This window comes from Pedobacter sp. UC225_65 (assembly GCF_042698365.1).
Lineage (GTDB): Bacteria > Bacteroidota > Bacteroidia > Sphingobacteriales > Sphingobacteriaceae > Pedobacter.
Map to the genome: position 1 here is coordinate 1,699,014 of NZ_CP170550.1, position 13,233 is coordinate 1,712,246.

The 13,233-nt window shown below is 39.8% G+C and carries 17 protein-coding genes and 1 pseudogene; 8 read left to right on the forward strand and 10 right to left on the reverse strand.

Features of this window, described 5'->3' with window-relative positions:
• Positions 1-30: 30 nt before the first annotated feature.
• The 8 genes and pseudogenes from ACFJIZ_RS08935 to ACFJIZ_RS08970 all read right to left on the reverse strand — a co-directional run bounded on the left by ACFJIZ_RS08935 (position 31) and on the right by ACFJIZ_RS08970 (position 4,431).
• Positions 31-813 (reverse strand): helix-turn-helix domain-containing protein, encoded by a 783-nt coding sequence (locus ACFJIZ_RS08935; RefSeq protein ID WP_379092518.1) that lies wholly within the window; start codon positions 811-813, stop codon positions 31-33.
• A gap of 82 nt (positions 814-895) precedes the next feature.
• Positions 896-1,991: pseudogene (locus ACFJIZ_RS08940) on the reverse strand (acyltransferase family protein).
• Between the two features lie 129 nt (positions 1,992-2,120).
• Positions 2,121-2,714 carry an HD family hydrolase gene (locus ACFJIZ_RS08945; RefSeq protein WP_379092521.1) on the reverse strand — a complete coding sequence of 198 codons (594 nt, stop codon included), beginning with the start codon at positions 2,712-2,714 and terminating at the stop codon, positions 2,121-2,123.
• 54 nt (positions 2,715-2,768) lie between these two features.
• Positions 2,769-3,167: a glyoxalase gene (locus ACFJIZ_RS08950; protein WP_379092524.1), complete on the reverse strand. Its 399-nt coding sequence runs from the start codon at positions 3,165-3,167 to the stop codon at positions 2,769-2,771.
• A 10-nt stretch (positions 3,168-3,177) separates the two neighbouring features.
• Complete coding sequence (locus ACFJIZ_RS08955) at positions 3,178-3,309, reverse strand: hypothetical protein (RefSeq protein ID WP_379092527.1); 132 nt, start codon at positions 3,307-3,309, stop codon at positions 3,178-3,180.
• Positions 3,310-3,337: 28 nt separating this feature from the next.
• Positions 3,338-3,625, reverse strand: coding sequence for an SRPBCC domain-containing protein (locus ACFJIZ_RS08960; protein ID WP_379092530.1), 288 nt, complete (start codon positions 3,623-3,625; stop codon positions 3,338-3,340).
• Positions 3,615-3,998 (reverse strand): DoxX family protein, encoded by a 384-nt coding sequence (locus ACFJIZ_RS08965; protein ID WP_379092532.1) that lies wholly within the window; start codon positions 3,996-3,998, stop codon positions 3,615-3,617. The genes ACFJIZ_RS08960 and ACFJIZ_RS08965 overlap by 11 nt, the downstream gene beginning before the upstream one ends.
• Positions 3,999-4,011: 13 nt before the next feature.
• Complete coding sequence (locus ACFJIZ_RS08970; protein WP_379092535.1) at positions 4,012-4,431, reverse strand: SRPBCC family protein; 420 nt, start codon at positions 4,429-4,431, stop codon at positions 4,012-4,014.
• Positions 4,432-4,563: 132 nt separating this feature from the next.
• On the opposite strand from ACFJIZ_RS08970, the gene ACFJIZ_RS08975 reads away from it, so the two are divergent.
• From ACFJIZ_RS08975 to ACFJIZ_RS08995, 5 genes are all read left to right on the forward strand, one after another.
• Positions 4,564-5,541, forward strand: coding sequence for a GlxA family transcriptional regulator (locus tag ACFJIZ_RS08975; RefSeq protein WP_379092539.1), 978 nt, complete (start codon positions 4,564-4,566; stop codon positions 5,539-5,541).
• 251 nt (positions 5,542-5,792) lie between these two features.
• A complete protein-coding gene (locus ACFJIZ_RS08980) occupies positions 5,793-6,152 on the forward strand; it encodes a VOC family protein (protein ID WP_379092542.1) in 360 nt (119 codons plus the stop codon).
• A 12-nt stretch (positions 6,153-6,164) separates the two neighbouring features.
• Complete coding sequence (locus ACFJIZ_RS08985) at positions 6,165-6,605, forward strand: EVE domain-containing protein (protein WP_379092547.1); 441 nt, start codon at positions 6,165-6,167, stop codon at positions 6,603-6,605.
• A complete protein-coding gene (locus tag ACFJIZ_RS08990) occupies positions 6,598-7,059 on the forward strand; it encodes a MarR family winged helix-turn-helix transcriptional regulator (protein WP_379092550.1) in 462 nt (153 codons plus the stop codon). Before ACFJIZ_RS08985 ends, ACFJIZ_RS08990 begins: the two co-directional genes overlap by 8 nt.
• A gap of 205 nt (positions 7,060-7,264) precedes the next feature.
• Positions 7,265-8,653 carry a serine hydrolase domain-containing protein gene (locus ACFJIZ_RS08995; RefSeq protein WP_379092553.1) on the forward strand — a complete coding sequence of 463 codons (1,389 nt, stop codon included), beginning with the start codon at positions 7,265-7,267 and terminating at the stop codon, positions 8,651-8,653.
• A 96-nt stretch (positions 8,654-8,749) separates the two neighbouring features.
• Here the strand turns inward: ACFJIZ_RS08995 and ACFJIZ_RS09000 are convergent, their stop codons facing one another.
• Entirely contained in the window at positions 8,750-10,231 is a 1,482-nt protein-coding gene (locus ACFJIZ_RS09000; RefSeq protein WP_379092556.1) for a serine hydrolase domain-containing protein, read from the reverse strand.
• Between the two features lie 232 nt (positions 10,232-10,463).
• On the opposite strand from ACFJIZ_RS09000, the gene ACFJIZ_RS09005 reads away from it, so the two are divergent.
• From ACFJIZ_RS09005 to ACFJIZ_RS09015, 3 genes are all read left to right on the forward strand, one after another.
• The gene (locus tag ACFJIZ_RS09005) at positions 10,464-11,372 is read left to right on the forward strand and encodes a helix-turn-helix domain-containing protein (RefSeq protein ID WP_379092559.1); all 909 of its coding nucleotides are present in this window, start codon (positions 10,464-10,466) and stop codon (positions 11,370-11,372) included.
• Positions 11,373-11,457: 85 nt separating this feature from the next.
• Positions 11,458-11,874, forward strand: coding sequence for an OsmC family peroxiredoxin (locus ACFJIZ_RS09010; protein ID WP_379092562.1), 417 nt, complete (start codon positions 11,458-11,460; stop codon positions 11,872-11,874).
• A 16-nt stretch (positions 11,875-11,890) separates the two neighbouring features.
• Positions 11,891-12,385 carry a hypothetical protein gene (locus ACFJIZ_RS09015; RefSeq protein WP_379092564.1) on the forward strand — a complete coding sequence of 165 codons (495 nt, stop codon included), beginning with the start codon at positions 11,891-11,893 and terminating at the stop codon, positions 12,383-12,385.
• A 294-nt stretch (positions 12,386-12,679) separates the two neighbouring features.
• Here ACFJIZ_RS09015 and ACFJIZ_RS09020 read toward each other — a convergent pair whose 3' ends face one another.
• Positions 12,680-13,087 carry a hypothetical protein gene (locus ACFJIZ_RS09020; protein WP_379092567.1) on the reverse strand — a complete coding sequence of 136 codons (408 nt, stop codon included), beginning with the start codon at positions 13,085-13,087 and terminating at the stop codon, positions 12,680-12,682.
• Between the last annotated feature and the right edge of the window lie 146 nt (positions 13,088-13,233).

Here is a 13,233-nt window from a genome sequence, read left to right on the forward strand (position 1 = left end):
ACCATCATTTCAAATTGTACAAAACGGACATCAATACAAAATATGTGGTGCTTGGACCACTTGGCCAGGCGTGTGCCCTGTAAAAGTCTTATAATCTCGAGTAAAATGGGCCTGATCATAATAACCACTTTGGTAGGCTACCTCGGTTAGCGACAGTAAAGGATATTTTTTGAGCTGATCAAGCGATCTGATGAACCTATACATACGCAGGTATACCTTGGGCGACAGACCTACCAACTGCTGAAACTTTCGAGAAAGATGGCGTTGGCCAATACCCAAACTGTTGGTGAGCTCACTTACAGGCAGGTAAGCAGCTGATTGTTGAATCAGTTTTAAGCAATAGCCCAACTGTTGGTCGTATTCATGTTGTGCCAATTGTTGCAGTAAATATTGCTGTACAATAACTGCACGTGTTTGATGATCGCCGGCATGAGCTAACTTGTCCTCTATTTCTGTAGCTATATCTTGCCATAGCTCAGCCAGTGCCAAAGTTTGATCGGCCAATACATGCATTGGTAGTTGAAAGAATCTGTAGGCCATACCGGGATAAAAACAAATGGCCATGCAACCAGCACCCTTGCGCAGCTGTACATCGGCATGTCGACTCATCCGAAAGGTAACGATGCTACGTTGATGTAACTCATTGCCAATAATAGCCACGGGCGTACTGGTATAATTTATAAATAGCTCTATGCAAGTATCAGGTAGTACACGGATATGAGTGGTATCTACATCGTCTTCGCAGTCCATGGTACAGATCAGTTTTACATAGGGCTGCAAGTCAGGGATTACTTCAAACTGCTGAATAAACATATGGATAAATATAAGTCTTGTGAACGAATTGCTAAGCTGAAATTTTCCAACAATTGATCAACAATCAACTACGATCCGCTTTTTATTTGATAAGCCTTTTATTTCGCCGATCACTTAAATATTTCCTTACAGGGATATCATAAATGACCATAACCAAATATGCCGCACCAATCAATAGGATTAGTCCAGCGATGATAATGAAAGTGAGTTGCATTGTGCCTGGCTTATGACTGGTGTAATAATTACCGAACATCCACAACACGGCATAATGTGTCATGTATAAGGGATACAAGATCTTTCCCGAAAATACGCAGAGTCTTTTTAGGCCCGATGTCAACGTCGCCCCTGCGCCCAAAGCGATCAGCAAGGGAAAGTAGAACAGCACCACAAAAGGTTCAGATAACCAATTCCATTTGGAGAAGGGCATGATAAAGGCTAGGAACAATAATATCGCTATACCGATAAAGCCCAACTTGTTTTTGATGATCCAGTTAGAACGGTAGATCAGCAGCCCTGCCATGAATGAATAAGAGATCCGGGCAGCCCCATCCCAAAAAGTAGGACCACTCCAACCGCCCAATAAATTACCCGAACGATAAGCTACCCAACAGATCGCCATACCAGAAAGTATAGTGAACAGCAGCAGGTAGTTTCGGCGAAGCTTATACAATACCAGTGCATACACCATATTGGCGATATACTCCCAAAACAACGACCAGGAAGGCGCATTGAAACTGAACAAATTAAAGGCGCGATCGGCAATTACAGGTAAGGGAATAAGCAATGCCGAACACACAAATGTGAGGATGATCTTACCCGTGCTGTACAATTCTGGATGGCCACCAAAGGGATCGAACAAAAATGCCAGCAACCCTAATACTGAACCTGCAATTACCAAGGGATGTAACCTGATGATCGTCGATTTAAAAAACTCGAGCATACCCATTTTGGCGATGCGGTCATCATAGGCATAGCCGATCGACAAAGCCCGAAAGGCAGAAGAAAAAATCGACCGCTAAAAAACCATGCCCGATAAAGTTCTTGCTGGCATCGGTATAGGCCCATTCCATAAAATGGAATACCACAACAGACAGGGCGGCAATGCCCCTTAATCCATCGAGGATTTCGAAATGTTTTTTCGGTTGTAGATTTATGGTAGTGGTGTTATTCGTATCCATTAATGATGACTTATCGGGTGCTGTTTAGGTAGTAGAATCCCGAATTTGTTGTTTCACCAAGGTATCTAAAATTAATAAGCCACGCAAATTAATAGCGCAATCGTTTTGCTCAAATGACTAGCGCTAAGCTCAACTTTTTTTGAGGATGCCTTTTTTTACGCTATCTTCTATTAAGCTTTCCGCATAGTCCCAAACGGTTTCAGCACCCTCTTTGATGACCTTTTTTTTGTCATAAACCTTTTGGTAAGGAACATTAAATTCGGTCCAGGTGCCCCCGTTATTTGAGGTGTTTTGTAGCAGAGGTTCAAACCTGTCCATTGACCTGGCAAATTTAGCTTCGGCTGTTATCCCCTCTTCAAATTCTTTCCAGATCAAAATCAATTCTTGGGCCTGTGCTTCTGGTAAGATTCCGAAAATGCGTTGGGCCGCTAAGAGTTCTTCATCCGTATTGGTATGGTTCTTTTGGGTATCATAGATGAAGGTGTCGCCGGCATCAATTTCCACAACATCGTGGATCAACACCATTTTAACTACTTTGAGCAGATCGATGGGTTGGTTGCTATGTGCTGCCAAAACAATGGCCATCATGGCCAAATGCCAGCTATGTTCTGCGTCATTTTCTGGCCTGTCGCTATTCAGCAACTTGGTTTTGCGCTGGATATATTTTAGCTTATCAATTTCTTTGATAAATTCTACTTGTTTTAATAAATCGCTGCTTGTCATGGTTTGCAAAGGTACGCATCCTCTGTCGGAACATGATAGAATCTTAACCCCCTGTTAAACGTGCAATATCCACCTTACATCAAAAGCATCTGTAATTTCGATCAACTTTTCCTCATCATTACCTGCAAAAGGAACTTTTTTGTTCAATTGCAGTTTTTCAATGAGCGTTCTTCTCCCATCAATAGTTGTACACTGTATCAAAATCGCCATATGGTTTCCGAGTATCCTTCCCTCGTTGTGTACCAAATCAGGTCCATGGATCACGATGGTATCAGCAACCAGCGACCCACTTACAACAGGCGTTTCTGTATATCCTGGTAATCGTTTTTCGAAAGTTTCAAATCGCAATGTACCACCAAAGCAGCTTTGGTAAAATGTGAGTGCCTCCTTACAATTTCCAGAAAAAGTAAGGAAAACCGCACTCACAAATTGATCACAGTTAGGGCCAGTCATAGCAACAGTGTTAGGCATCAGGAATTTCAGGTTCTACCAACTTCATCAATTTCTCTAATGATTCCTGCCAACCTAAATAACACATTTCGGCAGGATCACTGCAGGAATTCCTTCCTGTACCACTTTCAATTCGGTACCACATAATACCTTATTGAACCATACCGTGGTTGTCATTTCGCCAGGTAAATTGGATGATCGAAAGTATCGGTGTATTTAATAAACGAATTTGGCTTGATTTCGAGATATGTTCCACCAAAAGAATGGCCATTGCCTGTACTGAAATTGGTAAACGTCATCTTAAATTGACCCCCTTCTTTAAAATCCATTTGCTGTACGGTACATATAAAACCATACGGTGGCAGCCAAGTTGAGTGGGCTAATGGACCTGCAAATGCCCGAAAGACCTTTTCAGGGCTCGCCTTGATCACCCTGTGTAAAGAAACTGAGTTATTTTCCATGGTTATTGAAATTTAGTTTACGATTATAAATGTAAGAAACAACAAGTATGCCCAATACGACCAATGGCATAAGCATGTACGCAATGTTTTGATCTACACAGGCATGGCTGATGAAGGCAAAGACCAAATTAAATGTAAGCCCTGCATATGCCCATTCTTTTAACCTGTTTGGTGTTTTAGGATAAACGATTGCCAATGCGCCCAGTGCTTTACAGATGATCAATGCATAGGCAAAGTAATCAGGATAGCCTAAGGGTTTAGTACCAGCCGTTACATACTCGGGTGAAAATAGAATGGTACTTAATGGCATTACACCTTCCCAAAGTACAATGATGACCGTTGCCACCCAAAAGATAATTTTATTCGTTTTCATCTGTTTTGATAAATTAATTTGATTCGACATATTTTACAAAGTTGTTCAAGATCGATTGCCATCCCTGTTTCTGAAATTCAGGATCGTTTTGTGTTTCAGGATCAAAAGTGGTGGCCATATGGGTTTTACCGCCTTGCTCAGTAAATAAGGTAGTGGCCTGTCTACCATCGCCCATGGTATAGGTAATTTCCTGATATAATACCACGCTGTCATAAATCCCCTCAAAGTCAAAACCAAAACTTCCGTCTTTGGCTTCCATCCTATTCTTAAATTTACCGCCAACCTTGAGGTCGTTCTCGCTGCTTGGGGTATGCCAACTCGGATCAGGGGTATTCCATTGCATAATGTCGCTTGGCGTATTCCAAGCCTTCCATACTTTTGCTACGGGAGCATTCACTGTTGCTTTTACCGTAATTCGTTTCAATTGTTCCATTCTTTTTTTGGGTTGATTTTACAATTCAAAACTACACCAGAACTTAAAGCTAAGGCTGTTGTGAAAACGACAAATAAGGGGTGGATTATGACAAAATAATTTTTACCTTGTGGTTCAATAAGATGTATTGATATGCAGATTTCTGTCTTTGTACCTGAATATGGGGTAATTGAAGCCGTTACACCACCATTCAGAACCTTCCATACCGCCAATGAGTTTTTAACCGCATTTGGCAAAAAACCTATTTTCAAGGTTGAATATGTAGGCCTAAATGAATATGTACCTGCCAACAATGGCGAATACATGATCAAAACTGACCGATTGCTCAAAGATGTGGCTGAAACAGACCTACTGATCATTCCACCTACCTTTGGCGATACCACCAAAGGCATTCAAGCCAATGCAGAAGCCATACCCTATTTTAAAAAGTTACATCACGGTGGGTCAAGCTTGGCCAGTTTATGCATTGGTGCTTTTCTTTTAGCCGAAACAGGTCTACTTGATGGCAAAAAATGCTCTACCCATTGGGCCTATATCAATGAGTTTAAAGAAAGATATCCAAATGTGGGTGTAGAAGATGGGGCCATCATTACAGAACACGATAACATCTACAGCAGTGGCGGTGCCAGTAGTTTGTGGAATTTAATATTGTACTTGGTCGAAAAGTTTTCGGACAGGGAAATTGCGATCATGGTTTCGAAATACTTTGCCTTGGATATTGGCAGAGATAGCCAATCTCAATTCGCCATATTCAAAGGTCAAAGAAATCATGGTGATGATGATATTCAAAAAGTGCAGGATTACATCGAAAAAAACTATAGTGATAAACTATCCATCGAAACTTTGGCCAAGTTGATCAACTCAGGTCGTAGAACTTTTGAGAGAAGGTTTAAAGAAGCGACCAACAATACTCCACTTGAATATATACAAAGGGTAAGGATAGAAGCGGCCAAAACTTTCTTTGAAGCGTCCAGAAAAAATGTGACCGAGATCATGTTTGATGTGGGTTACACGGATACGAAATCATTTAGGGACATCTTTAAAAAACTGACGGGCCTTACGCCAATTGAGTACAGAAATAAGTTTGCAAGACTAGTGAATGAGGTGTAAGCTAGAAAGCAAGAGTTGCACAGTATTGCATTCGTAAATTTCACTCCTAAAAAATATCTTTTCAGCGTTGCTTTAAAATTCGGTTCAGTATCAGTGCATCATTCAAACCATTGTGTCTATGAATGATGCCGTTTCCTTTTTTAATGATATGGTTATATGAAGCTTACCCTGATCAAGGAGTAATTAACTGTAAAAACAATTGCATATTGTTGTCGCATATACTATATTTGCGACAACAATAAATAAACAACATGAGAAAATTAGATTTTGCTTCCCTTCAAGTTAGGGATTTAGACGTTTCAAAAGACTTTTACACTAACAAAATGGGATTTGAAATATCTGTATTGACACCAGAAGCCTGTGTTTTTAGCTACAAACAGGGCGAGGCCAGCTTTGCCATCAGAAAACCCATGGCAAACCTAGAGGGAAAAGAACTTGGTATCGGCACATCGTTATGGTTTGCCATTGATGGAAATATCAAGGACCTTCATCAAGAGCTTACTTCTATGGAAGTTGCAATTCTGGGATCAATCAATACCACCCCATTTGGAAAAACCCTGATTGTTAAAGACCCCGATGGATACAACATCACTTTTTTGCAACCAAACTAACAAAACGACATCATGGAAAATGAAAGCACTAAATATTGGATGATCGTAGCATCCAAAGACCACGTTAAAAATGGCATCGCTGAGGGAATTGCACAGGCATGTCATGGGAAAGCTTCCCCGCTGAGAAGAATGCACAAGGGTGATTTTATCATCTATTATTCGGGCAAACAGACCATGGGACAGTCACAGCAATGCCAACAGTTCACCGCTATCGGCAAGGTGGCAGATGAGCAGACCTATGAGTTTCAGGTTTCGGAAGATTTCTGCCCCTCAAGACGAAATATCGATTTTTTGCCGAGCAAAGATATTTCTATCCTACCTTTGATAGCTGAACTCGATTTTATCCGCAACAAAAAAAGTTGGGGCTATCCTTTCCGTTTTGGCTTTTTCGAAATCAAAAGACACGACTTTGAATTGATATCCTCGCAAATGCTCATACAAGATTATGCCTAAAAAAATAGAATTTCATTTCAAGAGCCCACTAGATAGCCCAGGTTACCTGCTTGGACAGCTGACCATGTTATGGCAACGCAAGCTCAAGCGTGTACTCGATCCTTTAGACCTAACCCATACTCAGTTTGCATTGCTCTGTGCGCTGGCCTGGCTCTCTAGAGAAAGCGACAATGTTACACAAGTCGACATCGCCAACCAAGGCAATGCCGATCGGATGATGGTATCAAAGGTATTGCGCACTTTGGAAGAAAAAAAATTCATTACCCGAAAAGCGCATCAAACCGATACGCGAGCAAAAACCATCAGCCTGACCGAGGCTGGAGAAACCGTACTCCAAAAGGCAATTATCAGTGTAGAAACCGCCGACTTAGATTTCTTCGCTATGTTACACAAAGATCTCCCTAACTTTAATTCTAACATGGCCTCATTGATAGAAATGAATAAAAACGACTGATCGGTAAGGCTACAAAATTAGAGTTGATTAGATTCTTCGTTTCATTCAGAAAGCCATAATACAAATTTAATTTATTGGTTTTCTCATCATTATTAAGCTTAAAAATATAGTTGTTGTCACGTTTTTATTTTTTGTACGTCGTTTAGCTGAATTGCTCAGGGACAAGGTATCTGTTGCAATTCACATTAACCATAAAACAACTGATATGATGAAACAGCTATTAACCTTATCACTCGTTGTTTTCTTGTGCAGTAGTGCAGCAGCACAAGAAAACAATGTATCGACCAACATTAGGATAGACAGCCTTATCAAAAAATGGATGGAAGATACGCATACACCTGGGCTTGCCTTGGGCATCCTCCAACGTGGACATCAGGCAAAAGTTAAAACTTATGGAATAGCCGATGTAGAAAATAGTGTACCTGTTACCGATGAAAGTGTTTTCATGGTCGCTTCGCTCAGCAAGCAATTTATTTCATTTGCAATCTTGCTGCTCGAACAAGAGAAACGGCTTTCACTAGAAGATCCTGCGGTTAAATATATAACCGAACTTCCTGAGCCTTTAAATAAAATCACCATCTATCAACTCTTAAACCATACTTCTGGCTTGGTCAGAGATCCAGAAAACTACCATCCTTATGATCGGCAAGGAGTTATGGAGGTGATCAAATCCATGTATACTGTCCCCCTAGTTGCGCAACCTGGGGATAAATGGCTTTATTCAAACGCAGGTTATTTTATATTGGCCGAAATCATCACCCGCGTAAGTGGTAACGCTTGGGATACCTTCATTACCAATAAATTATTTATCCCTGCCGGAATGAGCAAAACGCGAACGGGTACGTTTTCCGAAATCATTCCTGGCCGCGTTGCAGGATACAATTATACCAAGCAAGGATTGATCAATACAGAAAGATGGATTGCTGTTCGCCCTAGTGGTGCATTTGTATCCACCATCACCGATATGGTTAAATGGGACAATTTTCTTGACACTACCCATATACTGTCTCCAGAGCGTAAGGACTTACTTTGTAAGCCCACTAAGCTGAACAATGGAACACCCCTTCATTATGCCCTTGGCTGGTATGCCGAGCCCTTTCTCGGAACACCACGTATTCATCACGATGGGCAATACCCAGGTTTCCGTTCAGACTATGAACGCTTTCCAGCTGAAGGACTGACCTTGATCATTCTAAGCAATTTGGATAACAGACCACTAGAATCGCTGGCAATAAAAGCAGCCGGTATCTTGACCCCGAAATTGACATTGCCGCCATTCAAGATCCGAGTTACGGTGCCGGAAAAAGTTGTGGTTGGAGACCAGAAAATTCCGATTGACATTACTATAACTGATGAAGGCAAAGACATCGTGAATAGCCTTGTAGAAATGGAAATATGGGACGAAAGTGGTAAAAGTGTATATAAGCAAAATGCAGAAGGCTTGAATTTCAACGCTACCGAACCCAAACAGCTCCACTTCTCTTGGTCACCACAAAAAGCGGGTCGTTATACGGTAAACATTGGCATTTATGGACCACGCTGGGCATTTAGCTATGCTTGGCTAACGAATTTAGTGACCATCAAGGTGCAATAATAGTTTAAACGAAAAAGCAGTTCTTTTCAGAACTGCTTTCAAATTCTAGGTAAGTCGCAGTGCGTAATTCAAACCATTTTATGGACGAATTATCAACTACTTCGTTTTTTTAAACTTTTCATTTCTGGAACCGCGATGGTATTCCAATTCAACAACTTTGCCTTCTGCATCCTTTATAAAGGTAATCCCAACAGGGAATTCTCTCGAAAAGAAATCATTTTCGGCACTCGCATACAATTCAAATCCATCCCAACCCGGCTCTGAATAAAAAAACCGCCCATTCACAAAGCTAATTTTGATATAAAATTTATCATCGGCCTTCCGCTTATATTCGCCCACATAGTTGGCCAAGATAGTTTGTGGAACGGTAATGATCTTTGGCCTTTGCAGTGGATTGTAAAAACCTTTCCAGTCGTAAACGCTTGCAACACTATTGATGATTTCTTCTGTAATGGCTCCATTATCACTATTTACCATCACCACTACGCCATTGCCACCTTCCATACTGCCATAATATTGACTGACAAATCCTTCATCAGCCCCAGTATGCTGGAAGAAGGTTTGCTCGCCTCTTTTCATTATGAATACACCCAAGGCTGAAGATTTGTCAACATATGGTGTGAGCCTTAATTTGGTCATTTCTTGTGAAAGCACTTTGTTAGATTTCCCCTGTAAGGCCAACTGTGTTTCTATAATGTAATAAGCCAGATCTGTTGGGTTTGTCCATAATCCTGCAGCAGCTTGTTCTGGATAAATATGATATTTCCCCTTTACAGCTTTTCCATCAGTGTAATATCCAGCTGCCAAAAGTTTTTGTTTATCTCTTGTTGGGGGCTGGGTATAAAAACTATTTTTCAGCCCCATGGGCTTTAATACATTTTCCCACATAAATGCATCATAAGGTTTTTGGGTGATGTCTTGTACAATCAATTGAGCAATCGTAGTTCCCCCACCTGAGTATTGATATTTCAATCCAGGTTCAAATACCGAACGAACTGCACCTGTATTAGTAGGTTTTTCGCCATTCAATATTTGTATCATTGATGGAATGGTGTCTCCCCTTTCATACCCAGGAAAACCATGCACACTTAAACCTGCGGTATGGCTAAGCAGGTGGGCGAGGGTTATTTTCTTGTTTTTTGCTAATGAATCATAGGGGAACTTCCATGTAGTTAGGTAATCGTTGACATCAGCATAGAGGTTTAATCTCTTATCCTGCACCACTTTTAAAACACCAACACCATTCAGGGATTTACTGATAGAGCCTGCTTGAAATAAGGTACCTGTGGTAACACGACGTTGCTCAACACTATCGGCCCAGCCATAAGCTCTTGCCCATTCTATTTTATAGTCTTTAATCACAGCAATAGTGACACCCTTGACATGATAAAAATCCATTCTTTCCTTCAGCGTAGGATTAGGCTCACCTTCAATGCGGATTTGAAGACCAAGGTTCTTTTCTACTGCTTTTATTTTTAGCTCAATTTCAGGAGCATATTTCTTTTCTTGAGCGTAAAGTTTCGAGAACGTTCCTTGACAAAGGAAAATCAGCGACAAAGTGTACAGGGATTTCATCATGAGTTTAATTTATGGATATTAACATTTAAAAAGATTTCATCAAGGCAAACCTATACCCTATACAGATTGATACAGTGTAAAACCTTGTAAATAAAAATGTAAACTTTGTAAATAATGTACTCTATAGAAAACGTAAGTGCTGTACGGGGTAGAAGATGAAGCTTTAATTACCATTCTTTCTTTGTAGTCAATTGAAAGCATTTGATCAAAGTGCTTTTTTTTAACCCAGCTAGTGAGCCTAAACATCAAAACTAATATCACTATATTTGATGAAGCTCAACAACAGATGATCAGCGAACACCAACAATACGACTTATTTGGCAAGACACTATTAGAAGTTTTGGTCTTAAAGCCACCTTTTATCTACCAGATGCCTGCAGCAGAAAATGCCTGTTTTCATTATATGTTAGAAAACGAAATGCAGTACAAAATTGATGAGAAGCAGGTAAATGTAGGTCACAAAGAATCGGTATTGCTCAATTGCAGAACCGTTGGCAATCAAATGACCAGTATGAGTTCTGCCAGCCAAAACAAGTTGATCATTGTACATTTCCATCCAGCTATTTTAAAAAAAATATACGATAGGGAATTGCCTAGGCTTTTGCAACAGCCCAAAAATGCTGTTTCGAACAAAACCAGCGAAAGAATTAACAACGACTTTTTAATTCAGAAATACATAGAAGGATTGCTGTTCTATTTCGAAAATCCCCTGTTGGTTAATGAGGATATCCTAGTGCTGAAATTAAAGGAGATCATCATTTTACTTTCGCAGACTAAAAATGCCGAAGCAGTTCAAATGATCTTGGCGCAGTTGTTCTCTCCTACCATTTATTCTTTCAAACAAATTATTGAGGCCAACCTGTTCTCAGCCATTACGCTCAATGAACTGGCCGATTATTGCAACCTGAGTTTATCATCCTTTAAAAGAGAGTTTGCCAAACACTACAATGATACTCCTGCCAATTACATTAAAAGCAAGCGACTAGAAAAAGCAGCTGAACTTTTAACGGTTTCCAATATGCGGATTACGGATATTGCTTTTGAATGTGGTTTTAACGAATTGGCTAATTTTACCAAGAGTTTTCATGATAGATTTGGCATTACACCCAGCAATTACAGGTTGAACCAAATTGCCAAATAATTGAACCAAATCGCAAAAAGCTTTTTTGTTTTCTACCCCATATTTGCATTGTCAATAACGACAAAACATTTAAAAAATAGAAAACATGAAACGTACAGCAAAAGCACATTGGTCTGGTAACCTAAAAGAAGGTAAAGGCGACATCACTACACAAAGTGGAATTTTAAACCACACCAACTACAGTTTTAAAACTCGCTTTGTAGGCGAAGAAACAGGAACCAATCCGGAAGAATTATTAGCAGCCGCACATGCGGGATGTTTTACCATGGCGGTAGGTGCGATCTTAACCGAGAAGGGCTTAAATCCACAAGCTTTAGACACAGAAGCAACGGTACAAATGGAAGGTTTGTCCATCACCAATGTGCATCTTTACATTACCGGACAAGTAGATGGTTTAAGTGCTGCAGACTTTGAATCGATTACCAAAGATGCCGAAAAAAATTGCTTGATCTCTAAAGTATTGAGTATTCCAATCAGCTCTGAAGCACATCTTTTAGCTTAATTAAAAGAGAAAGATCATGGGATTATCATCATTAGGAATATTTCATACCATTATAGGGGTGGCGGCCATTGCTGCCGCAATCACCTCTTACCTTAAATATGGAAAAATCAATTTAGCAGAAACATCAGGCAAAATATATGCTTATAGCACCATCATCACTTCATTAACTGCGCTAGGCATTTCAAAACACGGCGGCTTTAACATAGGTCATGTATTCTCCATATTTATCCTGATTTTGGTTGTTGTAGCTTATTTCCTTTTCAGCCGTAAACAAGGCAATAACAGCAATCGATACATAGAGAATTTCCTACTCTCCTTCAGTTTTTTTCTATCGTGGGTACCTACCATTAACGAAACCTTTACCCGTGTGCCGCTTGGGCAACCCTTAGCAAAAGGTCCTACGGATCCAATTATTGGTCAAACGTTATTGGTACTCTTAGTTTTATTTATTGCAGGTTCCATTTTACAATTTTCGAAACAAAGGAAAATAAACAGAACCGTTAACCTTTAAAACTTCGGGCAAACGAAATTTACCATTCAAATTCCTGTTCAAATATGTGGGCAGGAATTTTTGAATGATCATTGAAATTCATACTCCATGGCTATCGGTGAATCTTATCCATATAGATAGCATAGTTTAATAGCATATAGATCAACAACTGCGCAAAATGTAAACCATTTTGTGATCGAATTGGTTGAAATAGGCGGTTTTTCAAAAATTTTGGAAGAATAAAGGTTATAGACCTTATGTGTGTATTTCAGTGAGCTATCCTATACTTGCTGGTACATTTATGCAATTTGGAGACTAAGGTTGCTTTCTTTTGATATACAACACCCCAACAATAGATAAAATAGGCATCAAATAACCAAGGTAATTATCTACTGGACACTCAATTAGCGTTATAATAATTCCACATTGAGTTCCAACTACACAGTTTCTCCATTTAGGCGGGGATGCATTACCTAACGGATTGGTATAACAAATTGTGTTTATAGGACCAGTTGAAGGACTTGAATTAAAAATCTCTACATCATAGCCATTACATTTTGTATAACCCCCAGTTCCTGAAGTATATATATTACCGCCCAAGCGTGGTGCACCCGAATCTTCGAAGATTACGCACCCTGTAATGTCTGCCTGAGCTTGATAACTAAAACATAAAATGATAATAGCTAATATTAGATATCTTTTGACCGAAACAGCTATAGCCATTTTACAAAATTTTGACATGATTTTATATTGATTAGAAACGATTATTCTGTGAATTTTTAAATAAAAATGCTCATTAGTTTAATGAGAACCCACATAAAGGTAGTTGTAGGGTGTATTTAAGAATAACTGGTCGTATTTTCAGATAT